Origin of the sequence: Pseudomonas sp. PDM24 (assembly GCF_019218905.1) — a bacterium.
In the GTDB taxonomy this organism is placed as follows: domain Bacteria; phylum Pseudomonadota; class Gammaproteobacteria; order Pseudomonadales; family Pseudomonadaceae; genus Aquipseudomonas.
Genome location: NZ_JAHUWR010000002.1, coordinates 405,005 through 427,194 on the forward strand (window position 1 = coordinate 405,005; position 22,190 = coordinate 427,194).

Sequence of the window (22,190 nt, forward strand, 5' to 3'; positions counted from 1 at the left end):
TGTCAGTCAGCTTTACGACTGCTACGCAGCCGAGCGGGAGCAAGCTCCCTCGCCACAAAAGCTCGCTCGCCACAATGAGAAAGGCGACCTGAAGAGGTCGCCTTTTTTGTGCCTGAAGGTTTACACCGCGGCTTTGCGCAGGGTCGCCATGAACGCCGCCGCGCCAATGAACAGCCCGGCAAAAGTACGGTTCATGCGTTGTTGCTGCTTGGGCGTGCGCAGCAAACGCAGCACCTTGGCCGCCAGCCCGGTGTAGCCGGCCATGACGATCAGGTCGACGCCGATCATGGTCACGCCGAGAATCAGGTACTGGGCCACCAGCGGCGCGTGGGGGTCGATGAATTGCGGCAGCACCGCAAGCATGAACACCAAGGCCTTGGGGTTGCTGATGTTCACCAGAAAACCGCGGAACACCAGCGCCATTGGCTTGCCGATCTGCCGGATGGCAGCGTCGTCGCTCATGTCATTGGGCAGCGCGCGCCATTGCTTGACCGCGAGGTAGACCAGGTAGGCCACGCCAAACCATTTGATCGCATAGAAAGCCGTGGCCGAAGCCGCGAGGATCGCCCCCACACCGGCAGCGACAATCGCGATCTGCAAGGCCAGGCCCAGTTGCAGGCCCAGAGCGTTCCAGTAACCGCGCCAGAAACCGTAGCGCAAACCGCTGGACATCGACGCAATGGCGCCGGCACCGGGAGAAAGGCTGATCACCCAGCAGGCGGCAAAAAACGCCAGCCATGTTTGAAGCACCATCGCACACCTCGACTCAGACTCGTGACAGACGTCTAAGCTAATGCGCCTTTGGGCCGATGACTACCGATTTTTTGCAGGACACCGCGACTGCCGACCAGCGTTTACGGCTTGAGGCCCCCTTCGCGAGCAAGCCCGCTCCCACATGGGATCTTCAGTGGACACAAAATTTGTGATGCACATCAATCCAGTGTGGGAGCGGGCTTGCTCGCGAAAGCGGTGTATCAGGCGACATCGATGCAGAAATTCAAAACCTACTTTTCGAAACCGTTCGAAGGAAACACATCCGTCCCACGCCAGCGTCGAACCGAGCGCTGGAAGAACAGGCTGTTGGGCACTTGCACCATGGCACTGCCGGTGCCGAGTTCTTCGGCTTCGATCAGCGTGGTGTAGAGCAGATTGATCGCCACCACCCGACCTTTGACGCCGGGCTTGTCGGTGGTATCCACCAACTCGACTACATCGCCGATACGAAACGGGCCGACGGTGAAGATCAGAATTGCGCATAGCAGGTTGGACAGCACGCTCCACATGGCGAAAAACGCCACGGCGGCCACCGCAACGAAACCGGACAACGCCGTCCAGAGCACCGTGGCCGACACACCAAGGCGTTCCAGCACGAAAATCAGCGCACTGCCCATTATCAGCCAGCGCAAACCACCGCGCAGCGGCATGAAAAACTGCGGCGGAAACGGATAGCGTTCGCCCAGGCGAGTCAGGCATTTAGCGACGACGCGCTGGGCGATATAACCGGCCAGCAGGATCAGCAGAATTTGCACGACCAGCCAGAGCGGCTCGCCCCACACAGCCGGCAACGGCAGCTTGAAGGCTTCCATCAGGACAGTGCCTCCAGCTCCGCCTGCATGCTTTCGAGCAATTCGAGCGCTTCCATCCAGGCTTCTTCCAGCTCGGCTTCACGCACCTTCAGCTTGGCCTGTTCAGCCAGCAGATCACGCAAGTCGTTCTTGCGCATCGGCTCGTAAATGTCGCTGTCGCCAAGGCTGGCATCGATCTTTGCCAGTTTCTCGTGCAGCTTGCCCAGCTCGGCTTCAAGCTTGTCAGCCTCACGCTTGTGCGGTGCCAATTGCTGACGCAACGCAGCGGCAGCCTGGCGCTGGGCCTTCTTGTCGGTCTTGTCCGGATTGACCGGGGTATTGCTGACCGGGGCATTGCGTTGACGGTATTCGACCAGCCAACGGGCGTAGTCTTCCAGGTCGCCGTCGAACTCCTCGACCTTGCCGTCTGCCACCAGATAGAAATTGTCAGTGGTGCTTTTGAGCAGATGACGATCGTGTGAGACCACCAGTACCGCGCCACTGAATTCCTGCAGGGCCATGGTCAGCGCCAGACGCATTTCCAGATCCAGGTGGTTGGTTGGTTCGTCGAGCAGCAACAGGTTTGGTCGATCCCAAGCGATCAATGCCAAGGCCAGACGCGCCTTCTCACCGCCGGAGAAATTCAGTACCGGCTCATCGATACGCGCGCCGCGGAAGTCGAACCCTCCGAGGAAGTCGCGCAGGGGTTGCTCCCGCTCGGTCGGCGCCAGGCGCTGCAAGTGCAACAACGGGCTGGCCTTGGAGTCGAGAGAATCCAGCTGATGCTGGGCGAAGTAGCCAACGACGGTGTTTTCACCGCGCGTCAGGCGACCGGCCAACGGCTCAAGCTCACCGGCGAGGTTTTTGATCAGGGTCGATTTACCCGCGCCGTTCGGGCCGAGCAAACCGATCCGCGCGCCGGGGGTCAGTTGCAGCTTGACCTTCTCCAGCACGGCTTTGTCGCCGTAACCCAGTCGAGCATCCGACAGGTCGATCAGCGGGCTGGAAATTTTCGTCGACTCGCGGAAGACGAAGTCGAACGGCGAATCGACGTGGGCGGCGGACAGTTCTTCCATCCGCTCCAGCGCCTTGATCCGGCTCTGGGCCTGACGGGCCTTGGTGGCTTGAGCCTTGAAGCGGGCGATGTAGCTTTCCATGTGCGCACGTTGCGCCTGCTGCTTCTCGTAGGCCTGTTGTTGCTGGGCCAGACGTTCGGCACGGGCGCGTTCGAAAGCGCTGTAACCACCGCGATACAGGGTGATCTTGCGTTGATCGACGTGGGCTACGTGATCGACCACGGCATCGAGGAAGTCCCGGTCGTGGGAAATCAGCAGCAAGGTGCCGGGGTAGCTTTTAAGCCACTCTTCGAGCCAGATGATGGCATCGAGGTCCAAGTGGTTGGTCGGTTCGTCGAGTAGCAACAGGTCCGAAGGGCACATCAAAGCCTGCGCCAGATTCAGACGCATCCGCCAGCCACCGGAGAAATCTCCTACTTGCCGATCCATCTGCTCGTTGGTGAACCCAAGGCCGGCCAGCAGCTTTCGAGCCCGGGCATCGGCGGTGTAGCCGTCGGCGCTGTCGAGTTCCGAGTGCAGGCGGGCCTGAGCGGCACCGTCATGGGCCGCTTCGGCTGCGGCGAGGTCGCGTTGCACCTCGCGCAGGCGCAGGTCGCCATCGAGCACGTAGTCGACCGCGATGCGTTCGAGCGTCTCGATTTCCTGGCGCATGTGGGCGATGCGCCAGTCGGCCGGCAGGAAGCAGTCACCCGAGTCCGGGTGCAGTTCGCCACGAATCAAGGCGAACAGGCTCGATTTGCCGGCGCCGTTGGCACCGATGAGGCCGGCTTTGTGGCCGGCGTGCAGGGTCAGCTCGGCGTCTTCTAGCAGACGTTGCGGGCCACGCTGTAAAGTGAGGTTCTGAAGTCGAATCATAATGGCGGCGGAGTCTACCAGCTTCGCTCGCAACTGGCGCGAGTAGCACTATGTCCTCTGACCTGTGGAGCTTTTCCCTTGGCACTTACGCCCGTCCCGACGTTGAAGATGCTTGCCTGCAATTACAGTCGAAGGGGGTGAACGTGTGCCTGCTGCTTTGTGGATTGTGGCTGGGACAGCGGAGTGTCGCCTGCAACGGGCAACGATTACAGCAGCTTCGCGACGTGGCGGAGCCCTGGGACGCGGAGGTCGTGCGACCGCTACGGGCGTTGCGTAGGCAATGGAAAGCCGGCGCGGCAGAAGACGCCGAACTGAAAACGTTGCGCGAACAAGTCAAAACCCTGGAACTGCAAGCCGAACGAGAGCTGTTGTTACGACTGGAGCATTCGGCAAAGAGCTGGCCGCAGGATGAGGCGACCGATCTATCGGCCTGGCTGGAAGGTGTAACGGCAGGCGCCGCCCACCTGGACCGCGACGCGCTGCATCAGCTGCGCGTCGCGGTAAGCAGCACTTAGGAAGCGCTGGTTGGGGTGGTTGCTGCGATCGATGCGGCGGCCGGCGTTGGCGCTGGCGTGGCTGTCGAGGTGGCTGCTGCTAAAGCAGACGTTGCTGCCGGAGCCGGGTTGGCTGGCTTGGCAACTGGCGCGGCGGCCGGCTTGGCGGCAACTGGTTTCTTCACCGCTGGTTTTGCAGCCGGTTTGGCAGCGGCAGGTTTGGCTGCTGGTTTCGCTGCGGCAGGTTTTGCAGCAGTAGCTGGCTTGGCTGCAGCAGGTTTTGCAGCAGCAGTTTTGGCAGCCGGTTTGGCTGCAGCTTTTGCAGCTGGTTTTGCAGCTGGCTTGACAGCTGTTTTAGTCGCGACTGATTTCGCGGCTGGCTTGGCAGCAGGTTTCGCAGCGGCAGTTTTTGCAGCTGGTTTTGCGGCCGGTTTGGCAGCTGCTTTCGCCGCTACAGTTTTCGCCACCGCGGGTTTAGCAGCAGCGGTTCTTGCAGCCGGTTTAGCGGCAGCTGTTTTGGCAGCAGCTGGCTTGGCAGCGGCTGGCTTGGCGGCAGGTTTTGCAGCCGGTTTTGCAGCCGATTTTGCAGCGCTTGCAGCGACTGTTTTTTTCGCCGCAGGTTTAGCGGCAGGTTTTGCTGCGGCTTTCACCGGTGCTTTGGCAGCCGGTTTGGCAGCAGACTTGGCCGGTGCTTTTGCAGCAGCCGGTTTGGCAGCGGCTTTCTTGGCTGGAGCCGCAGCTGGCTTGGCCGAACGCAGGGACAACGCCTTGCCGACAGCCTCTTGGACACGACCGACACCCTGGGCCAGTTTCAGGCTTTCTTGAGCATCGCGTTTGAGTTGCAGGATGTAGTTGCGCGTTTCGGACTGGCGATCCTTGAGGGCATCGAGCAAGTTCTCAAGTTCTTTCACCGCCTCCTTGGCCTTGGCTTGCGCCTTGGCTTTGCCGGCCGCCGCAGCGTCCTGCAATTTGGTCCGGGATTTGTGCAACTTTTCCTGTGCTTTTCCGCGCTGCTTCTCCAGTTTGGCGAGCAGTTTTTCAGCATCAGCCAAGGCTTGGGAACAAGCGTTTTCCAAATGCTCGAGCAGGCTGCCCGAGAGTTGTTGGAGTAAGTGCAACGGAGTATTTACTGGCTTCTTGGTGGCCGACATGGTTTACCTCCTGGCTGACGTGAATGCGGCTCATACTAGACCTCTGCTGCAACCGCCGCTAGGGCATGTTGACAGTATCGAAAGCACTACGTTGCAACGAAGTAAAAATGTTCTGTGCTTGCGCAAAACCAGTTCACCTTTGAACGCATTCACACTGGCATAATCCTGCGCATCTCAGGTCGGAGAGTGCCCATGTCGCGCTACCTATTTTTATCGCTGTGCGTGTTTTTTTCCGTGGCCCAGGCCGCCGAAAAAACCGCCGCAAATGACACTCACGATCTCGCTTACAGCTTGGGCGCAAGCCTTGGCGAACGCTTGCGCCAGGAAGTTCCGGACCTGCAACTTCAGGCCCTGCTCGAAGGTTTGCAGCAAGCCTATCAAGGCAAGCCGCTGGCACTGAAAGATGAGCGGATCGAACAGATTCTGGCTGAGCATGAAGCCCGGATTGCCATGCAGTCGCCTGAGCCGCAAAGCGAATTGGCGTTGGAAAACGAGCGACGGTTTCTCGTTGAAGAAAAAGCCAAACCCGGCGTTCGCGAACTGGCCGATGGAATATTGCTGACAGAGTTGGCGCCGGGCACCGGTGCCAAGGCCGGTCCGAATGGCAAGGTCCAGGTGTTGTATATCGGACGCCTGCCTGACGGCTCAGTGTTCGACCAAAACAGCGAGGCGCAGTGGTTCAGTCTGGATAGTGTGATCACGGGTTGGCGCAGTGCGTTGCAAAACATGCCGGTCGGCGCGAAATGGCGCCTGGTGATCCCATCGGCCCAGGCCTATGGTGCCGACGGTGCCGGCGACCTGATTGCGCCATTCACGCCGCTGGTATTCGAGGTCGAATTGCGCGGTGCTAAAAGCTGAAAACCGGAAACGAAAAACGGCGCGCATTTGCGCACCGTTTTGAGGGTGTTGCCGGATAAGGTTCAGGCTTGAACCGAATCCTCTTCCTTGTGAGCAGTGTGCAGCACTTCGATCAGGCAATCTTCCAGTTCGAAGCGTTCGTGCAACAAGCCACCCAGCTCCTTGAATTTCTCCGCGACACACTTGCCGGCGTCACACAGGTCGTTGAACGCCAGCAGCTTCTCGGTGATGACGTCGATGCGCGGGTAAATTGTCTCGGCCAACTCCAGACCACGAGTATCACCGAACGCCTTGGCTTCGCCCGTCAGTTGTTCGTAGATCTCGAAATGCCCGGCAGACACGTAGTCGACCAGCACACCGCAGAATTCCTGCAACGGTTTTCGGTTCTCGCCCAAAGCTTCGGGCTTGGCGCCGAGAGCGTCATAGGCCCGAACCAGTTCGTGACGCTCCTGCAACCAGCGATCGATCAGCAGATGCACTCCACCCCAACGTTCCTGAGCATTCTGACAACTTTCGAGCATGGTGATTCTCTCTTCCCTTGTGGGTCATGCTGCTCTACACCTGTCGCACACTTGAAGATCAAGAATCGACCAGGCAGAGCGTCATTCGAGCAACATAAATCCAATGACACGTGCGGGCCAGATTATGCCCGCGCGCTTATGGCTTCAAGGTACGCAGGAGATAAAGTTCATACAAGTGTTTAATCACCCGCCAATGCCCGGTGCGACGACTCGCCGCTGAGCGGTCGCTGACACGCGATCCAGACAAGGCGCAGCAACTGATACCCGCCCAGAATCATCATCGCAACGAAGAACAGCAAACTCCATTCCGGGATGCTCAGGTCGAACAGCGTCCAGGAAATTTCCGCGCAATCGGCGGTTCCTTGGAACATTCGCTGCACGACACACAGCCAGGGTGTACTGGCGAACAGATCGGCCAGATCAGGCGAACATGTCGATAACTGATGCACCGGATCGCTCTGCAACACCACCTGCCGCCACGCCGTGATGGTGCCCGCCAGACTGCAGAACAGACCCAGCAACCAATACAGGAAGGATCCAAAGCGTCCAGGTCCCTGCACTGAAGCCGCCAGGCAGACACCCGTCAGCAGCGCCAGGCAAACCCGCTGCAACAGGCACAACCCGCAAGGCTTGAGGCCGACCGCATATTCCAGGTGATAGGAAACGCCCAAGGCCAGGGCACCTGCAATGAAAACCATGAAAAACAAGGAGCGTGAGCAGGCCAAAGACATGGCTTTTCCGTAACAGTAGAGACAGGCGGTTACGGTAGAGGAAAGCGCAGCAGCCTTTCAAGGCAGGCCCCCACGGACACTTCACCAGAAGTGTAGGGAATTCCCGACAGCGTCGAGAGGATTTGATGTAGTCCTCTGTAGGACTTTGCCAGCGAAGGATGACAACGCTGAAACAGTGGCGGATTCGAAGCGATTCCCGCCCTGTAGCAGCTGGCGCAGCCTGCGTTCGGCTGCGAAGCAGTCGTCATAAGTTTAACGTGCCCGCCTGATCAAACTGCGGCGTCTGATTTTGCGACTGCTGCGCAGCCGAACGCAGGCTGCGCCAGCTGCTACAGCGGGAATCAGGCGTGAGCCGGCACCGGCAGCGGTGCCGCCAGCAAACGCTCATCCAGTAGACCCAAGCCCTCCTGGAACAGCTGATTACTGCGTTCGGTGTCACCCAGTTGCGCCAGCAACCGCGCCAGCTCGGCGCAGGCTTCAGGGTTGCGCTGCACGCGCAGGCTGCTCTCCAGATAATCCCGGGCCTTGCCCCACAGACTGCTTTGCAGGCACAAACGGCCCAACGTCAGCAGCAGGCTCGGGTCGGCGGGATGATCCTTGAGCCAACCCTCGGCGGTGTGCAGTTGCCTGGCCGGATCGCTGCCGCGAACCAGCCCGTAAAGGCGTGCCAGATGGCTGTCGTATTTGCGCTTGAGGGCTGCACGCAGGACCTCCTCGGCCTCGACCTGTGCCCCTAGTTGCCGCAATTGCTCGGCATAGGCCAGCACCAGTTGCGGTTCCTGGCGCTGAGCGGCGGTGAGTTGCTGCCAGGCGCGATTGAGCGATTGCAAACCGACCGTTCCGTCCTCTTCCCGCTGCGCCGCCAACGAAAGATTTTCACCCCAGGCACGGCGCTCCAGCTCAGCCAGTTCGGCCGGTGGCAATACCTTGTCCTTGCGTAACTCCGGCAACAAGCGAATCACTGCCGACCAGTCGCCCCGCTGCTGAAGCAGGCGCTGCAACTGGCGCAGGGTCTGGACGTTATGAGGATGACGCTCGTGCATGGCTTGCAGGGTTACCAGCGCGCCTTCAGTGTCGCCGCGGTCAGTCTGCAACTGGGCATGGTTCAAGGCAATCGCCAGCTCGGCCTGGGGCTGCCGTTCGAGGGCGCGCTCCAGCAGGTTGTCGCTTTCCTCGTAGTGACCTTGTTCGTTCGCGGCGCGGGCGGCACCGAGGTAGTAGAGCAGCGGCTGGCGCTCGGCTTCCGCTGCGCGATACAAATGACGCTGCGCACTGGCCCAGCGGCCCTCGGCCAAATCCAGCTGACCGTGTTCTATCGCCACTTGCACCCGCCGACTGCGATTGCGCCGGGACCATGGATTGACCACTCCACCGGAAGTCGTCACCAGCTCGATCAGCGCCTTGATGCCCCAGAACACCAGCCACAGCACGGCCACCAAGGCGAGGGTTGCCCACAGGCTCGATTCGTAACGGAAAGTTTTGTAGGCGATCAGCACATAGCCAGAATGCTCGGCAATCGCCAGCCCCAGCGCGGCAGCCGCCGCGATGACCACGAACACGATCACATAGAGGCGCTTCATGGCATGGCCTCCTGCGTCGTGCTCGCGGCAGGTTTGGCCAGAGGTTTCACCGACTCCTCGGCGTTGACGTTGCGCCGCTCAAGATAGGCCTGGACCGTACTCAACGTGCCCGTCAGATCTGGCGTGATCACCGTGACTGGCTGCTTGCTCAACTCGGCCACCTGCTCCAGCATGACTTTGCTCTGAGGGTTGTCCGGGTTGAAGTTGCTCTTGAGCACGTCCCGCGCTTCGGCCAGCGCTTGGGTGTAAACCGCGGCCTGGCCATTGAGCGCGGCCCATTGCGCCTGCTCCAGCGCCAGGCTCAGGGCCAGACGCACCTGGCTCAAGCTCTGCCCTGCCAGCAACGGCCGGACATTCTTGTCGGCGTTGAAATCGATGCGGATATAACGCGAGATCTGATCCCACCATTGCGCCCAGCGACTGGCGCCGTCGCCATCAGCGGTCAGGCCCAGCAGGGATTCGCCACGATCCTTGTACTCAGGCGCCAGCTCGGTGAGGTTGATCACCTGATCGCGCAAGGCACCCAGTCGCAGGAACAACCCGGTGCGATCCGGCTGTTCGGTACTGCGCAGGGCTACCAGGGTTTTGGCCACTTGCTCGCGAGCGGCAAAAGCCCCGGGGTCGTTCTGTTCACGAAGAATTTCGTCGGCGCCTTGCACCAGAGCCTGGGCGCTGCTGATGTCCTGCAATGCCGACAGACGCAGGCTGGCCAAGCGCAGCAAGTGCTCGGCTTCGGCCAGACGCCAGTCCTTGCGGCTCGCGCCGAGGACGGTTTCCAGACGTTGATTCAGGCGTTGCTGATCGCCTTGGAGTTGAGTGACCAGACGACTGCGCGCGTCGAGCTCCTCGGCGGCAGGCATTTGCTCGAGGCGAGCCGTCAGGCGTTGCTCGTTGAGCTTCAAGCTCTGGGCCTGATCGTTCAGCGCCTGAACCTGACTCAACTGTTGCTGGTTATTGGCTTGCAGGTGACGCACCTGCCAGACTCCCCAACCGCCCACGGCAACACCGGCAGCGCCCAACAGCAGCGCGACGATTGCCAACCCATTGCCTCGGCGCTGCTCAACAGCAGGTGGCGCAGTTTCAACCGGTGCATCAGCCGGTGCATCAAGCACGGGCCGGACGTCATCTTTAGGCAAGGCTGTTTCGCTCACGTATCCATCCTTTGCATTAGAAAACGGGCACGGGGTGTTCCCGTAACGCCGCCAGCAAGGCCGCGGCACTGGCGCCACGACAATCCACAACTGTTTGGGCCCCGGCGGCGCGTGCCAGCTCGGCGACCCTGGGGCTTGGAACAAACAACGGCAGCCGCACCATGCTCGGCCAGGCATCGCCAGCCAATCGGTGCAGGTGCTCAAAACCCTGTCCACTGCTGACCACCAGCCCGTTCAAGCGTTCCGCCTTGACCCGGTCTGGCAGCGTTGCCGACGGGTACTGCGGCAAACCGCGTCGGTACAACTCCAGATACTCGACACTAGCACCAAGCTCGCGTAAACGCTCAGCCAGCAGCTCACGCCCACCCTCCCCGCGCAGGATCAGCACTCGCGGATCAGGGCCGGCAACAGCCTCGCGCAACGGCGCAAGCGCAAGCAAGGCTTCGCTGTCGTCGCCGTCGACCGGAAAGCTCACATCCAGCCCGCTATCCTCGAGGATCTGCGCCGTCGCCGCGCCCACGCTGAACCACTTCAGGCCCGGTGGCTGCGGCCAGTACTGGTTGAGCAGACTGACAGCGATTCTGGCGGCCGGCTTGCTGACCACGATCACCGCGCAATAGCTATCCAGGTTCTGAATCACTTCGCGCATTGTGTCAGAGGCGGGAATCGGCTCAATATCCAAAAGCGGCAAGCTGCTGCTGAAAACCCCCGCGTCGGCCAGCACACGGGCTAGCGCCGCCGATTCATCCGCAGGGCGTGTCAGCAACAGGCGCCAGCCAGTCACTCGTGCCCTGCCTCGCCATAGACTGCTTTCAGAATGTCGGCGGCGCCCTGGCTCAGCAGGTCCTCGGCCACTTGCACACCCAATGCCTCGGCATCAGCCCGTGGCGCACGGGCCTCGGCGCTGAGCAACAGGCCGCCGCTCGGATCACCCACCAAACCACGCAACCAGATCTGCTCGCCTTCAAGCACGGCGTAGCAAGCGATTGGCACCTGGCAGCCGCCATTCAGATGTTTGTTGAGGGCACGTTCGGCAGTAACACGAGTGGCCGTGTCCTGGTGATGCAGCGGCGTCAGCAGCGCGTGGATTTCAGTGTCGACGCTACGGCATTCAATACCGACCGCGCCTTGGCCACCGGCCGGCAGGCTGTCTTCGACGCTGATGGCCGAGGTGATGCGGTCTTCGAAGCCCAGGCGAATCAAACCCGCCGCGGCGAGGATGATGGCGTCGTATTCGCCGGCATCGAGCTTGGCCAGGCGAGTGTTGACGTTGCCGCGCAGGAAGCGGATTTCCAGGTCCGGGCGGCGGGTCAGCAACTGCGCCTGGCGACGCAAGCTGGAGGTGCCGACGATGCTGCCTGGCGGCAACTCAGCCAGGCTGGCGTAGGTATTGGAGACAAAGGCATCGCGCGGGTCTTCGCGCTCGCAGATGCAGAACAGACCGAGGCCTTCGGGGAAGTCCATCGGTACGTCTTTCATGGAGTGCACGGCGATGTCGGCTTCGTTTTCCAACAGCGCGGTTTCCAGCTCCTTGACGAACAGGCCCTTGCCGCCGATTTTCGACAGCGGCGAATCAAGCAGCTTGTCGCCGCGACTGACCATAGGCACCAGCGTCACGAGCAGGCCCGGATGGGCCTGTTCCAGACGAGCCTTGACGTATTCGGCCTGCCACAGGGCGAGAGCACTTTTGCGGGTGGCGATGCGGATTTCGCGAGAGGACATGGATCAATCCGTACTGAATAGATACGGCAGATAATAACAGCTCAGCCAAATCCGCTTTGACTTGTATCAGAAACTGCATGGCCTCCCTGGCCCTCAATGTCCGGTAATAGGGTAGAAACCCGGCCCCTAAAGCTGTTGCATCATTTTGCGCACGCCGGCCACATGGCGTCGACTGACGATCAGGGCATCGCCGTTCAGGCCTTTGAGAAACAGCTGGAAATGCCCCAGGGGCGTGCGTTGCAGCCGCTCGATGCGTTCGCGAGCCACCAGTGCATTGCGGTGGATCCGCACGAAACGGTCGCCAAATTCGTCTTCAAGGGCCTTGAGTGGTTCGTCGAGCAGCACTTCACCACCTTCATGACGCAAGGTGACGTACTTGTGGTCGGCGATGAAGTAGACCACCTGACCCAACGGAATCAGCTCGATGCCTTTTCGGGTGCGGGCGCTGATGTGGCTGCGCGGGCCGCTACCGGTTTCGGCCGCCGGGCGAGTCAAGGCCGCGAGCTGGACGCGATTGGGTCGCTCGGCTTTCTTTAATGCTTCGTGTAACTGTTCTGTGCGCACTGGCTTCACCAGATAGCCCACGGCGCTAGCCTGCAGGGCTTCCACGGCAAATTCATCGGGCCCGGTGCAAAACACCACGGCGGGCGGGGTTTCGCGTTCGCACAATCGTGCAGCCACTTGCAGGCCATCGAGGCCCGGCATGCGAATATCGAGCAGCACGATATCCGGTTTGTGACTGTCAATCAGTGCCAACGCCTCTTCGCCGTTCGTGGCGCTGGGCTCCAGGACATTGTATCCCTCGAGTTCGCCGACCATTCGGCTCAGGCGCTCGCGGGCCAGGGGTTCGTCATCAACGATCAGGACATTCATATTGCGCTGGATTCCTGCGTGAGTCTCGCACAAGGATAGCGTAGACAGGTGAAGTGACGTCCGTCACCGCGATCCACGCTAAGACTAGCGCGAGGGCCAAAAAGTGCCGCGAGACCGGCGGCTAAATTTTTATCTGCCGCGTGACTGGCGGCCCAGGCCCGCACTGGCGAGGCATCGCCGTAGGGTTTGCTGATACACAATATGAACACCCCTCTTCTCTCTATAGTCAGCTGCAGCATCGAGAAGTGCGCTGATCCTCTGTCCAACTGTAGACGGTTGCCGGGACGATATTGCTCAATTGAGAAATATCGTTGCGCAATTTCCGCATCGCTTGCTTCGAGCAGGGGTGCGCGATAAGAAAAAAACCTGTCGACCAGTGTCAGCGACAGGATTGGCAACCCTGTTATTATCCGCGTCAGCGTTTCACGCCATCTTTCTTCAAGCCGATACGAGCGAATTCATGAGCACTGACAAGACCAATCAGTCCTGGGGCGGCCGCTTCAGTGAACCCGTCGACGCCTTCGTCGCCCGCTTCACCGCCTCCGTCACCTTCGACCAGCGCCTGTATCGCCACGACATCATGGGCTCGATCGCCCACGCCAGCATGCTGGCCAAGGTCGGCGTGCTGACCGATGCCGAGCGCGACAGCATCATCGATGGCCTGAACACCATCCAGGGTGAAATCGAGGCCGGCCAGTTCGACTGGCGCATCGACCTTGAAGACGTGCACATGAACATCGAGGCGCGTCTGACCGACCGCATCGGCGTCACCGGTAAAAAGCTGCACACCGGCCGCAGCCGTAACGACCAGGTCGCCACCGACATCCGCCTGTGGCTGCGTGACGAGATCGACCTGATCCTGGGCGAAATAACCCGTCTGCAACAAGGCCTGCTGGAGCAGGCCGAGCGCGAAGCCGCCAGCATCATGCCGGGCTTCACTCACCTGCAAACCGCGCAGCCAGTGACCTTCGGGCATCACATGCTGGCCTGGTTCGAAATGCTCAGCCGCGACTACGAGCGTCTGGTGGACTGCCGCAAGCGCACCAACCGCATGCCGCTGGGCAGCGCCGCACTGGCCGGCACTACTTACCCGATCGATCGCGAGTACACCGCTCAACTGCTGGGCTTCGACGCGGTCGGCGGTAACTCCCTGGACAACGTGTCCGATCGCGACTTCGCCATCGAGTTCTGCTCGGCCGCGAGCATCGCGATGATGCACTTGTCGCGTTTCTCCGAAGAATTGGTGCTATGGACCAGCGCACAGTTCCAGTTCATCGATCTGCCGGATCGTTTCTGCACCGGCAGCTCAATCATGCCGCAAAAGAAAAACCCGGACGTGCCGGAACTGGTTCGCGGCAAGACTGGCCGGGTATTCGGCGCATTGATGGGCTTGCTGACCCTGATGAAAGGCCAGCCGCTGGCTTACAACAAGGACAACCAGGAAGACAAGGAACCGCTGTTCGACGCCGCCGACACCCTGCGCGACTCGCTTCGCGCCTTCGCCGACATGATCCCGGCGATCAAGCCCAAGCACGCGATGATGCGCGAAGCGGCCCTGCGCGGTTTCTCCACCGCCACCGACCTGGCTGACTATCTGGTACGCCGTGGTCTGCCGTTCCGTGATTGCCACGAAATCGTTGGCCACGCGGTGAAGTATGGCGTGGAAAGCGGCAAGGACCTGGCGGAAATGAGCCTGGAAGAACTGCGCAAGTTCAGCGATCAGATCGAGCAGGACGTATTTGCCGTGCTGACCCTGGAAGGCTCGGTGAATGCCCGTGACCATATCGGCGGGACTGCGCCGGCGCAGGTCAAGAAGGCTGTTGCTCGCGGTCAGGCGTTGCTCGCCAGCCGTTAAATTGCCAAAAGCTTCGCGAGCAAGCCCGCTCCCACATTAGGTGAGTAGTGAACGCAAAATTTTGTGAACACTGGAGATCCAATGTGGGAGCGGGCTTGCTCGCGAAGGCATTCTCAAGATCGTTACACGTCTACTTTTTGGACGCGATCATCTCCAGAAACGCAGGCATCGCCGCGTCTTTATCCTTTGCGATCCGCTGCACATGCGGGTTCTGCCCCAGACGCTCCAGCAGCGCCCTGGCCGCCGGCATCTCGGCCAACAGATCGATATCGAACAGCTTCTGCGCCACGGCACAGGCCATCGGCACGCTGTACAGGAAATACAAATCCGCAATGCTGAGACTGTCGCCCGCTACGTAAGGGGCGAACTTGCCATGCCTGCCCAGCGAGGCGACCCCCAGCAGCAGCTCGGCCTTGGTCTTGTCCTTGATCGCCTCCGGCACAGACATGCCGAAAAACGCTTCGGGGTAGCAGGCGCGCGCCGGCAGTTCGATGTACAACTCGATTTCCTTGGCCAACGCCAGCGCCTGCGCTCGCTCGAAGGGCTCGCTGGACAGCAGCGGCGTGCCTTTCTGGCTCTGCTCGAGGTACTCGAGAATCACACTGGTTTCGTTGATGAAACCTTGTTCGACGGCCAGCACCGGAACCTTCCCACGCGGGCTGATGTTGAGCGTCTCGGGGGTCTGGCCCGGGTAAAACGGCACCTCTTCAAATGGCAGTCCCTTCTCCAGCAACGCCAGCTTGACCATGTTGTAGTAGTTGCTGACGCAAAATCCATAAAGCTTGAGCATTACATAGCCTCCAGGCCGTGCAAGGGGTTGGCAGCGCCAGTTATAGAACGCCCGGGCACTTCTTGCCAGCAGCATCACAGCGCTGAATGCAGGTAAACTGGCCGCCTTAACTTGAGGAGCCTGCCATGAGCGAGCCAACTGATATCGAGATCGACGAAGAAGAGTTCGCCGAAAACACCCTGATCGAAGCCATCGAAAACCAGATCGAAAGCGACAACCCGCCAGCTGCCAAGGCCACGTTCAACAAGCTGACCCTGGTGGGTTACGAGCGTGATGAAATCCTCAACCTGATGGCCCACGTGCTGGCGGTGGAAATCGACGCGATCCTCGAGGAAGACCGCGCGTTCAACACCGAATGGTACGAAGCTGCGCTGCGCGCTCTGCCAGAGTTGCCGCCGGAAAAGAAATAAGCCAACACCCCTCCCCTGTAGGAGCGAGGCTTGCCCGCGAAAGACTCACCGCGGTCTATCTGCAAAACCGCGTCACCGTTCTTCGCGGGCAAGCCTCGCTCCTACAACACCCCGTTACCGGGGGAAGGCGAAAAAAACCCTGTTACGAGCACTGGACATGCTGCGCGAGTGGGATCACCTTAGGAGCGCTATCGTCCAATTCCTAGAAAGTCTGGAGTCCTTATGTCGCTTACCCCTGAGTTGGTTGCCGAACTGGAAATCCTCGCCCTCTTCAACCTGGACAGTTCCCAGGAAGGTTTGAAAATTCATCAGACCGCTGCCCCGAAAGCCATTGCCGCCGCCCAAAGACTGTTCGATAAAGAATTGATCACCCAGCCCGATGGCGGTTATCTGACCAGCCTGGGGCGTGACGCTGCACAAAATGTGCAAACCGTTCTAACCATTCTGTCCGTGCGCGAAACAGCCTGAGCCTCACCGCATCGCCCACGGAAACCTCTGTCACGGGATTTCCGCGGGCACACTTTGGTGCCCGCTGTCGCCGTGCGATAGAAACCTGACGCCAGAAATACAAAATCAGCTTAAAAGTCCCGGGGCCGAGGCGCTAAACTGCCCCTCATCCCGAGCCCTCCACGTCCGAGCCCCGCGAGCCGGATTGAGCTGACATGACCCGCACCCATGAAATCCGCCCCGATCTGGACGAGGGAATCGACCGCAAGGTTCTCAGCCAGCTGCGCGCCCGTTTTCTGAAGCTCAACGAGGGCCGCATGGCCCGTGCCATGGAAGGGTTGTCGACCCGCCAGCAAACGGTGCTGACCTTGCTGCCGCTGTTTTTCCACGTCAATCATCCGCTGTTACCGGGTTACGTTTCGGGTAGCACCCCGGCCGGGCTGTCGAATTTCGAACCTGACGCCAACGCCCTCGCCGAAGCCCAGCGCCTGACCCGCTCGTTTTCCTACAAGCCACGCCACGGCAGCAATCCGCCGCGACCGATTCACGGCCTGTTCCTGATGGGCAGCCTCGGTACCTTGGCCCAGGCCGACCAGAGCGATATGGACGTCTGGGTCTGTCACGGGCCGGACTTGAGCGAAAGCGAGCTCACAGAACTGCGCAAGAAATGCCAGTTGCTTGAGATATGGGCCGCCAGCCAGGGTGCCGAGGCGCATTTCTTCCTGATCGACCCGGCTCGCTTCGTGCTCGGTGAGCGCGATACCCAACTGAGTTCGGAAGACTGCGGCACCACCCAGCACTACCTGCTGCTGGACGAGTTCTACCGCACCGCGATCTGGCTGGCTGGCCGCACACCCATCTGGTGGCTGGTGCCGGTTTACGAAGAGGCGGCGTACGACCGTTATACCCACACGCTGTTATCCAAGCGCTTCATCCGTGCCGACGAGACTCTGGACCTGGGGCATCTGTCGTATATCCCGCCCGGGGAGTTCATCGGTGCCGGGCTCTGGCAGTTGTTCAAGGGCATCGAGTCACCGTACAAATCGGTGCTCAAACTGCTGCTGACCGAGGTGTACGCCAGCGAACACCCCAAGGTCCACTGCCTGAGCCTGCGCTTCAAGCAGGCGGTGTTTGCCAATCAACTGGACCTCGACGAACTGGATCCATACGTCGTGGTGTACCGGCGCATCGAGGAATACCTCACGGCCCGGGGCGAACCGGAACGCCTGGAACTGGTACGCCGCGCGCTGTACTTGAAGGTCAATCGCAAACTCACCGGCAGCAGTGGTCGTACCCAGAACTGGCAGCGTTCGTTGCTCGAACGCCTGACCCATGAATGGCAGTGGGATCAGCGTCAGCTCGCATTGCTCGACAGCCGCAGCCAGTGGAAAGTCCGCCAGGTCAGCGCCGAACGCCGAGTCCTGGTTGGCGAGCTGAATTACAGCTACCGCTTCCTGACGCAGTTTGCCCGCAATGAGCAGACCGTCAGCCTGATCAACAAGCGCGACCTCAATGTGCTGGGCAGGCGGCTGTACGCGGCCTTCGAGCGCAAGGCCGACAAGGTCGAATTCATCAACCCGGGCATCGCCCCCGATCTGGCCGAAGACACCTTGACGCTGGTGCAGGCACCAAACAAGAAGGAACCGGGGCAAACCCAATGGGGTTTGTACAACGGCAGCCTGACGGCCCATGAGTGGGAGCATTTCGCGCCGATCAAGCGCAGCCGTCAGTTGCTGGAACTGCTTACCTGGTGCCACCGCAACGGCCTGATCGACAGCAGCACCCGCCTGGCCCTGCACCCCGGCACCAGCGACTTGAGCGAGTTCGAACTGTTCAACCTGCTCGGCAGCCTGCAACAAAGCATCGCCCTGCCCCTGACCACTGTCGCCGAAGAGCCGTTGCTGCGCGCCAGTGTGCCCAGCGAAGTGTTGATTCTGGTGAATGTCGGCATCGATCCGCTCAAGCACCATCGCGACCTGAACATCCTGATGACCACCGAGCGCACCGATTCCCTGAGTTACGCCGGCGTGCGAGAAAACCTGGTGCTGACCCTTGATCAGGTCACGCTCAATAGCTGGAACGAAGTGCTGGTCAGCCGCTTTGACGGTCCCCACGCCCTGCTCGACTGCCTGCGCGATTACCTCAATACCCTGCCGGACGGGCCACAACAGCCCAAGCTGCGGGTGCGCTGTTTCTGCCACAACCGCGCCCAATTCATTGCCCGGCGAGTCGAAGAAATCCTCGACACCGCGCAGACCCTACTGCTGAGCAAACTCAATCATCGTTACCTGATTCAGGTCCAGCAGCACTACCATGTGCTGGAGCTGGTGCCGGGCCAGGTCAATCACATTGCCCTCGCCACCCTGCCGGCGCTGTTCGATTACCTCGGCGAAGAACTGGCGAGCTACAGCCCGTTTCATCTGGACCCGATGGCACTGGAAGACCACGACCTGGCGCTGATCCTGCCCATGGGGCAACCCGACTGCGTTCAGGTGTTCTACCGGATCAACGAACACCAGGCCGATGTGTATGTTCTGGATGAATTCAATGCCCTGTGGCAGCAGCGTTTGCCTTATCACGACGAGCAAAGCCTGTTGGTGCCGCTGCAACGCTTCCTGCAATCGATCCAGTACCGGCGCGATGCCTTGCTGCCGATGGACGCCGCCCAGCCATTGAGTCTGGACACTTTGTATTACCAGTTGTTGCCTTCAGGTACCCCACGGGCGCGTCGAGTCGAAGCTCGGCCAGCACCGCAAAACCCGGTCGACAAACCGTTCTATGACGTACAAGCCATCGTCGGCAAAGCCGCACCAGGGCAGGTGCAGGTCACGTTGTATTGCAATCAGCGGGAATTTTCCGAGCTGGAATATGGCGACCAACTGTTCAGCGTAGTCGCCCGGGAAATCGTCGAGCAGCGCCGCAAGACCGAACGCTATCGCTGCTACATCACCGACCTGGACCTGTCGGGCCTGCTCGGTGATGGTCAGGGTTCAAGCCAGCTGTATCTGCGCTACAAGGCCGACCTGGAACGCGCACTGAACGAAGCGCTCGAGCAGGTCTGAGGGGGTTATTCCGGAAAGTGGCCGCCCTCGGCCGGCTGCGATTCCACTTCTAGCAGGGTCAGTTTCAGCGTCTTGCCGCCCGGAGCCGGCCAGTCGATGTGCTGACCGACTTTCAACCCCAGCAAAGCACTGCCCACCGGCGCCAGAATGGAAATCCGGCCTTCGTCGGCGTTGGCATCCTTGGGGTAAACCAGGGTCAGGTGATAGTCCTTGCCGCTGCTCTCTTCACGGCAATGCACACGGGAATTCATGGTCACGACATCGGCGGGCACTTCATCGTGACCGACCAGGGTATCGGCGCGATCCAGTTCGGTTTGCAGCGCGATAACGCCCGGCAGCGTGTCATCCAGGCTGTCGATCAGGCGCTCCAGACGTTGCACGTCCAGACGGGTAAGGGTGATGGAAGGTGCGGTCATGATCAGGGCAGACTCCTTTCTTCTGCACGAAAAAAGCAAAACCCCGCCAGAAAAAGGCGGGGTTTTCACGAGCCTCGATGGGTTGAGGCGTCTCTGGACACTATCACAGCTCAATAAATATACAAGTGAGGGGCGACGACACACTTTTGTAGCAGCTGGCGAAGCCTGCGTCCGGCTGCGCAGCAGTCGTGTAATCAGGTGATACGGTGTTTCAGGAATACCGCGCATTCAGGTTTTACGACTGCTGCGCAGCCGGACGCAGGCTTCGCCAGCTGCTACAGGTCGCGTGAAGGCGTCAGGTGGCGGTCTTGCGCTGTGCGGCCTGGGCGCAGATGACACGCCGCCGCTCATCATCGGCCGAACGCCATTCGCGAATGTCTTCGACATGGCGAAAACACCCCAGACAAACCTTCTGCTCATCCAGCCGACACACACCGCTGCACGGCGAAGGCACCGCCGGGCTAACGTTGCTATAGAGCGGTTTAGGCAGACGAACGGGCGCAGGCTGGGTCACGATCTCACAGGCCTTCGAAATCGAGTTCGACGTCGGCTTGCTGCTTGACGATGCGCTCAAGCATTTCGCCCAGTTGCTCGTCGCTCTTGTCGCACATCCAGCGTTTGCTCTCTTCGTCGTAGTCGAAGTGGAAGCCGCCTGACACCGCCGCCAGCCACAACTGCCGCAATGGCTCCTGCCGACTGAAGATCAGCGCGCTGCCGTTTTCGAACTTGACGGTGAGCACACCGGCCGAGCTCTCCAGATCGATATCCAGGTCACTCTCGTCAAAAATATCCTCCAGCGTCTGCTGGGTGGCATCGACCAGATCGTGGAAACGGGCTTCGGTCAAACTCATTGCGGGAACCTCAAAAAGTGTCTACTCACGCTCAAGCGCCGCAAGATACGGGCGAGCTCCGGTGATTGCAAAGGATAACCACCAAGGGCTCGCTAGCGTTATGAAATATCGACGCAAGACCTGATAGCGCCAAATCTAATGTGGGAGCGGGCTTGCTCGCGAAAGCGCCGTGTCAGTCGACATCAATATTGAATGAATGACCGCATTCGCGAGCAAGCCCGCTCCCACAATGGACTGCACATAACTTACCGGCATCCGGCGAAGGCCCGCCGGACGGGAGGCCCGTCGCATAGGCAAGCTGCCGGGTGGCCGGTATACTCCGGCGCAATTAACGCATTTTCAAGGATTTCGCCATGAAGCGCCTGATCTCTTCCCTTGCTGCGCTCGTCGCGGTTGCTTGCCTTGTGTCGGCCTGTGGTCAAAAAGGCCCGCTGTACCTGCCTGATGAAAATCAGGACCCAGCAGAGCAAGCCAAATCGTCGCAGCAGACTCCGTCGAAAGCCCACAAGCACGACGTCTACTAAGGGAACGCTATGGACGCTTTTAACTACCGTGACGGTGAGCTGTTCGCGGAAGGGGTTGCCCTGTCCGCCATCGCCGAGCGCTTTGGTACACCGACCTACGTCTACTCCCGTGCCCACATCGAAGCCCAGTACCTGGCTTACGCCGATGCGCTGGCCGGCGTGCCGCACCTGGTCTGCTTTGCGGTCAAGGCCAATTCCAACCTGGGTGTACTGAATGTCCTGGCGCGTTTGGGCGCCGGTTTCGACATCGTTTCCCGTGGCGAGCTGGAACGCGTGCTGGCCGCTGGCGGCACTGCTGACAAGATCGTGTTCTCCGGTGTCGGCAAGACCCGTGACGACATGCGTCGTGCGCTGGAAGTCGGCGTGCACTGCTTCAACGTCGAGTCCACCGATGAGCTCGAACGCCTGCAAGTAGTGGCCGCCGAGCTGGGCGTTCGCGCGCCGATCTCGCTGCGCGTGAACCCGGATGTCGACGCCGGCACCCACCCGTACATTTCCACGGGTCTTAAAGAGAACAAGTTCGGCATCGCCATCGCCGACGCCGAAGACGTGTACATCCGTGCCGCGCAACTGCCTAACCTGGAAGTGGTCGGCGTCGATTGCCACATCGGTTCGCAACTGACCACCCTGCCGCCGTTCATCGACGCCCTTGACCGCCTGCTGGGCCTGGTCGACCGTCTCGGCGATTGCGGCATCTACCTGCGCCACATCGATCTCGGTGGCGGTTTGGGCGTGCGTTATCGCGATGAAGAGCCGCCATTGGCTGCCGACTACATCAAAGCCGTGCGCGAGCGTCTCGACGGTCGTGACCTGGCGCTGGTGTTCGAGCCGGGCCGTTTCATCGTCGCCAACGCCGGCGTGCTGCTGACCCAGGTCGAGTACCTCAAGCATACCGAGCACAAAGACTTCGCCATCGTCGACGCGGCCATGAACGACCTGATCCGCCCGGCGCTGTACCAAGCCTGGATGGACGTCACCGCCGTGCGCCCGCGCAACAGCGCCGCTCGCGCCTACGACATCGTCGGCCCGATCTGCGAAACCGGCGACTTCCTGGCCAAGGATCGTCAACTGGCCCTGGAAGAAGGCGATCTGCTGGCCGTGCATTCGGCCGGTGCCTATGGGTTTGTCATGAGTTCCAACTACAACACCCGTGGCCGCGCCGCTGAAGTGTTGGTGGACGGTGATCAGGCATTTGAAGTGCGTCGCCGTGAGACGGTAGCCGAGTTGTTTGCTGGCGAAAGCCTGCTGCCGGAGTAAA

Annotated in this window: 23 protein-coding genes; 8 read left to right on the forward strand and 15 right to left on the reverse strand. The window is 60.5% G+C overall.

Going from position 1 to position 22,190, the window contains the following annotated elements; all coding sequences use genetic code 11:
• Positions 1-120: 120 nt before the first annotated feature.
• From KW837_RS09725 to KW837_RS09735, 3 genes are all read right to left on the reverse strand, one after another.
• Positions 121-753 (reverse strand): LysE family transporter, encoded by a 633-nt coding sequence (locus KW837_RS09725; protein ID WP_218395377.1) that lies wholly within the window; start codon positions 751-753, stop codon positions 121-123.
• 251 nt (positions 754-1,004) lie between these two features.
• Positions 1,005-1,586, reverse strand: a complete 582-nt coding sequence (locus KW837_RS09730; RefSeq protein ID WP_218395379.1) for a mechanosensitive ion channel family protein — start codon at positions 1,584-1,586, stop codon at positions 1,005-1,007.
• A complete protein-coding gene (locus tag KW837_RS09735) occupies positions 1,586-3,496 on the reverse strand; it encodes an ATP-binding cassette domain-containing protein (protein WP_123500447.1) in 1,911 nt (636 codons plus the stop codon). The genes KW837_RS09730 and KW837_RS09735 overlap by 1 nt, the downstream gene beginning before the upstream one ends.
• Before the next feature lie 50 nt (positions 3,497-3,546).
• Here KW837_RS09735 and KW837_RS09740 point away from each other — a divergent pair, with 50 nt between their 5' ends.
• On the forward strand, positions 3,547-4,011 hold the full coding sequence (locus tag KW837_RS09740) for a TIGR02444 family protein (protein WP_218395381.1): 465 nt from the start codon (positions 3,547-3,549) through the stop codon (positions 4,009-4,011).
• On the opposite strand, the gene KW837_RS09745 is transcribed toward KW837_RS09740, so the two are convergent.
• The gene (locus KW837_RS09745) at positions 4,008-5,141 is read right to left on the reverse strand and encodes an AlgP family protein (protein ID WP_218395384.1); all 1,134 of its coding nucleotides are present in this window, start codon (positions 5,139-5,141) and stop codon (positions 4,008-4,010) included. The genes KW837_RS09740 and KW837_RS09745 overlap by 4 nt on opposite strands.
• A 192-nt stretch (positions 5,142-5,333) precedes the next feature.
• Here KW837_RS09745 and KW837_RS09750 point away from each other — a divergent pair, with 192 nt between their 5' ends.
• Complete coding sequence (locus KW837_RS09750) at positions 5,334-5,999, forward strand: FKBP-type peptidyl-prolyl cis-trans isomerase (RefSeq protein WP_218395386.1); 666 nt, start codon at positions 5,334-5,336, stop codon at positions 5,997-5,999.
• Positions 6,000-6,061: 62 nt separating this feature from the next.
• Here KW837_RS09750 and KW837_RS09755 read toward each other — a convergent pair whose 3' ends face one another.
• The 7 genes from KW837_RS09755 to KW837_RS09785 all read right to left on the reverse strand — a co-directional run bounded on the left by KW837_RS09755 (position 6,062) and on the right by KW837_RS09785 (position 12,577).
• Positions 6,062-6,520 (reverse strand): Rsd/AlgQ family anti-sigma factor, encoded by a 459-nt coding sequence (locus KW837_RS09755; protein ID WP_007899333.1) that lies wholly within the window; start codon positions 6,518-6,520, stop codon positions 6,062-6,064.
• 179 nt (positions 6,521-6,699) lie between these two features.
• Positions 6,700-7,251 (reverse strand): disulfide bond formation protein B, encoded by a 552-nt coding sequence (locus KW837_RS09760; protein ID WP_218395388.1) that lies wholly within the window; start codon positions 7,249-7,251, stop codon positions 6,700-6,702.
• Positions 7,252-7,592: 341 nt separating this feature from the next.
• Entirely contained in the window at positions 7,593-8,831 is a 1,239-nt protein-coding gene (locus KW837_RS09765; protein ID WP_192345016.1) for a heme biosynthesis protein HemY, read from the reverse strand.
• Positions 8,828-9,982, reverse strand: coding sequence for a uroporphyrinogen-III C-methyltransferase (locus KW837_RS09770; protein ID WP_218395390.1), 1,155 nt, complete (start codon positions 9,980-9,982; stop codon positions 8,828-8,830). The genes KW837_RS09765 and KW837_RS09770 overlap by 4 nt, the downstream gene beginning before the upstream one ends.
• Positions 9,983-9,998: 16 nt before the next feature.
• Entirely contained in the window at positions 9,999-10,766 is a 768-nt protein-coding gene (locus KW837_RS09775; RefSeq protein WP_218395392.1) for a uroporphyrinogen-III synthase, read from the reverse strand.
• Positions 10,763-11,704: a hydroxymethylbilane synthase gene (gene hemC / locus KW837_RS09780; RefSeq protein WP_218395394.1), complete on the reverse strand. Its 942-nt coding sequence runs from the start codon at positions 11,702-11,704 to the stop codon at positions 10,763-10,765. The genes KW837_RS09775 and hemC overlap by 4 nt, the downstream gene beginning before the upstream one ends.
• Before the next feature lie 126 nt (positions 11,705-11,830).
• Complete coding sequence (locus KW837_RS09785; protein ID WP_007899317.1) at positions 11,831-12,577, reverse strand: LytTR family DNA-binding domain-containing protein; 747 nt, start codon at positions 12,575-12,577, stop codon at positions 11,831-11,833.
• A 460-nt stretch (positions 12,578-13,037) separates the two neighbouring features.
• Between KW837_RS09785 and argH the strand changes: the two genes are divergently transcribed.
• On the forward strand, positions 13,038-14,432 hold the full coding sequence (argH, locus tag KW837_RS09790; protein ID WP_123500464.1) for an argininosuccinate lyase: 1,395 nt from the start codon (positions 13,038-13,040) through the stop codon (positions 14,430-14,432).
• 130 nt (positions 14,433-14,562) lie between these two features.
• On the opposite strand, the gene KW837_RS09795 is transcribed toward argH, so the two are convergent.
• Positions 14,563-15,222, reverse strand: a complete 660-nt coding sequence (locus KW837_RS09795) for a glutathione S-transferase (RefSeq protein WP_218395396.1) — start codon at positions 15,220-15,222, stop codon at positions 14,563-14,565.
• A 125-nt stretch (positions 15,223-15,347) separates the two neighbouring features.
• On the opposite strand from KW837_RS09795, the gene KW837_RS09800 reads away from it, so the two are divergent.
• The 3 genes from KW837_RS09800 to KW837_RS09810 all read left to right on the forward strand — a co-directional run bounded on the left by KW837_RS09800 (position 15,348) and on the right by KW837_RS09810 (position 19,141).
• Positions 15,348-15,632, forward strand: coding sequence for a hypothetical protein (locus KW837_RS09800; protein WP_218395398.1), 285 nt, complete (start codon positions 15,348-15,350; stop codon positions 15,630-15,632).
• A gap of 222 nt (positions 15,633-15,854) precedes the next feature.
• Positions 15,855-16,100 carry a TIGR02647 family protein gene (locus KW837_RS09805; protein ID WP_007894898.1) on the forward strand — a complete coding sequence of 82 codons (246 nt, stop codon included), beginning with the start codon at positions 15,855-15,857 and terminating at the stop codon, positions 16,098-16,100.
• Positions 16,101-16,294: 194 nt separating this feature from the next.
• Entirely contained in the window at positions 16,295-19,141 is a 2,847-nt protein-coding gene (locus KW837_RS09810) for a class I adenylate cyclase (protein WP_218395400.1), read from the forward strand.
• A 5-nt stretch (positions 19,142-19,146) separates the two neighbouring features.
• Here KW837_RS09810 and rnk read toward each other — a convergent pair whose 3' ends face one another.
• The 3 genes from rnk to cyaY form a co-directional block, all read right to left on the reverse strand.
• Positions 19,147-19,557 (reverse strand): nucleoside diphosphate kinase regulator, encoded by a 411-nt coding sequence (rnk, locus tag KW837_RS09815; RefSeq protein WP_123500472.1) that lies wholly within the window; start codon positions 19,555-19,557, stop codon positions 19,147-19,149.
• Between the two features lie 295 nt (positions 19,558-19,852).
• Complete coding sequence (locus tag KW837_RS09820; RefSeq protein WP_218395402.1) at positions 19,853-20,071, reverse strand: DUF1289 domain-containing protein; 219 nt, start codon at positions 20,069-20,071, stop codon at positions 19,853-19,855.
• Positions 20,072-20,075: 4 nt separating this feature from the next.
• The gene (gene cyaY / locus KW837_RS09825; protein ID WP_007894889.1) at positions 20,076-20,408 is read right to left on the reverse strand and encodes an iron donor protein CyaY; all 333 of its coding nucleotides are present in this window, start codon (positions 20,406-20,408) and stop codon (positions 20,076-20,078) included.
• 353 nt (positions 20,409-20,761) lie between these two features.
• Here cyaY and KW837_RS09830 point away from each other — a divergent pair, with 353 nt between their 5' ends.
• Both KW837_RS09830 and lysA read left to right on the forward strand, forming a co-directional pair.
• Positions 20,762-20,932: a lipoprotein gene (locus KW837_RS09830; RefSeq protein WP_074871901.1), complete on the forward strand. Its 171-nt coding sequence runs from the start codon at positions 20,762-20,764 to the stop codon at positions 20,930-20,932.
• Between the two features lie 9 nt (positions 20,933-20,941).
• Positions 20,942-22,189 carry a diaminopimelate decarboxylase gene (gene lysA / locus KW837_RS09835; RefSeq protein WP_218395404.1) on the forward strand — a complete coding sequence of 416 codons (1,248 nt, stop codon included), beginning with the start codon at positions 20,942-20,944 and terminating at the stop codon, positions 22,187-22,189.
• Position 22,190 lies beyond the last annotated feature (1 nt).

What these genes read in the sequence shown, in the direction of transcription:
- KW837_RS09740 (WP_218395381.1), top strand. Translation starts at nt 3,547, where the DNA reads ATGTCCTCTGACCTGTGGAGCTTTTCCCTTGGCACTTACGCCCGTCCC.
- KW837_RS09750 (WP_218395386.1), top strand. Translation starts at nt 5,334, where the DNA reads ATGTCGCGCTACCTATTTTTATCGCTGTGCGTGTTTTTTTCCGTGGCC.
- lysA (WP_218395404.1), top strand. Translation starts at nt 20,942, where the DNA reads ATGGACGCTTTTAACTACCGTGACGGTGAGCTGTTCGCGGAAGGGGTT.
- KW837_RS09800 (WP_218395398.1), top strand. Translation starts at nt 15,348, where the DNA reads ATGAGCGAGCCAACTGATATCGAGATCGACGAAGAAGAGTTCGCCGAA.
- argH (WP_123500464.1), top strand. Translation starts at nt 13,038, where the DNA reads ATGAGCACTGACAAGACCAATCAGTCCTGGGGCGGCCGCTTCAGTGAA.
- KW837_RS09745 (WP_218395384.1), bottom strand. Translation starts at nt 5,141, where the DNA reads ATGTCGGCCACCAAGAAGCCAGTAAATACTCCGTTGCACTTACTCCAA.
- KW837_RS09795 (WP_218395396.1), bottom strand. Translation starts at nt 15,222, where the DNA reads ATGCTCAAGCTTTATGGATTTTGCGTCAGCAACTACTACAACATGGTC.
- KW837_RS09785 (WP_007899317.1), bottom strand. Translation starts at nt 12,577, where the DNA reads ATGAATGTCCTGATCGTTGATGACGAACCCCTGGCCCGCGAGCGCCTG.
- KW837_RS09735 (WP_123500447.1), bottom strand. Translation starts at nt 3,496, where the DNA reads ATGATTCGACTTCAGAACCTCACTTTACAGCGTGGCCCGCAACGTCTG.
- KW837_RS09730 (WP_218395379.1), bottom strand. Translation starts at nt 1,586, where the DNA reads ATGGAAGCCTTCAAGCTGCCGTTGCCGGCTGTGTGGGGCGAGCCGCTC.
- hemC (WP_218395394.1), bottom strand. Translation starts at nt 11,704, where the DNA reads ATGTCCTCTCGCGAAATCCGCATCGCCACCCGCAAAAGTGCTCTCGCC.
- KW837_RS09830 (WP_074871901.1), top strand. Translation starts at nt 20,762, where the DNA reads ATGAAGCGCCTGATCTCTTCCCTTGCTGCGCTCGTCGCGGTTGCTTGC.
- KW837_RS09805 (WP_007894898.1), top strand. Translation starts at nt 15,855, where the DNA reads ATGTCGCTTACCCCTGAGTTGGTTGCCGAACTGGAAATCCTCGCCCTC.
- cyaY (WP_007894889.1), bottom strand. Translation starts at nt 20,408, where the DNA reads ATGAGTTTGACCGAAGCCCGTTTCCACGATCTGGTCGATGCCACCCAG.
- KW837_RS09755 (WP_007899333.1), bottom strand. Translation starts at nt 6,520, where the DNA reads ATGCTCGAAAGTTGTCAGAATGCTCAGGAACGTTGGGGTGGAGTGCAT.
- rnk (WP_123500472.1), bottom strand. Translation starts at nt 19,557, where the DNA reads ATGACCGCACCTTCCATCACCCTTACCCGTCTGGACGTGCAACGTCTG.
- KW837_RS09760 (WP_218395388.1), bottom strand. Translation starts at nt 7,251, where the DNA reads ATGTCTTTGGCCTGCTCACGCTCCTTGTTTTTCATGGTTTTCATTGCA.
- KW837_RS09765 (WP_192345016.1), bottom strand. Translation starts at nt 8,831, where the DNA reads ATGAAGCGCCTCTATGTGATCGTGTTCGTGGTCATCGCGGCGGCTGCC.
- KW837_RS09725 (WP_218395377.1), bottom strand. Translation starts at nt 753, where the DNA reads ATGGTGCTTCAAACATGGCTGGCGTTTTTTGCCGCCTGCTGGGTGATC.
- KW837_RS09810 (WP_218395400.1), top strand. Translation starts at nt 16,295, where the DNA reads ATGACCCGCACCCATGAAATCCGCCCCGATCTGGACGAGGGAATCGAC.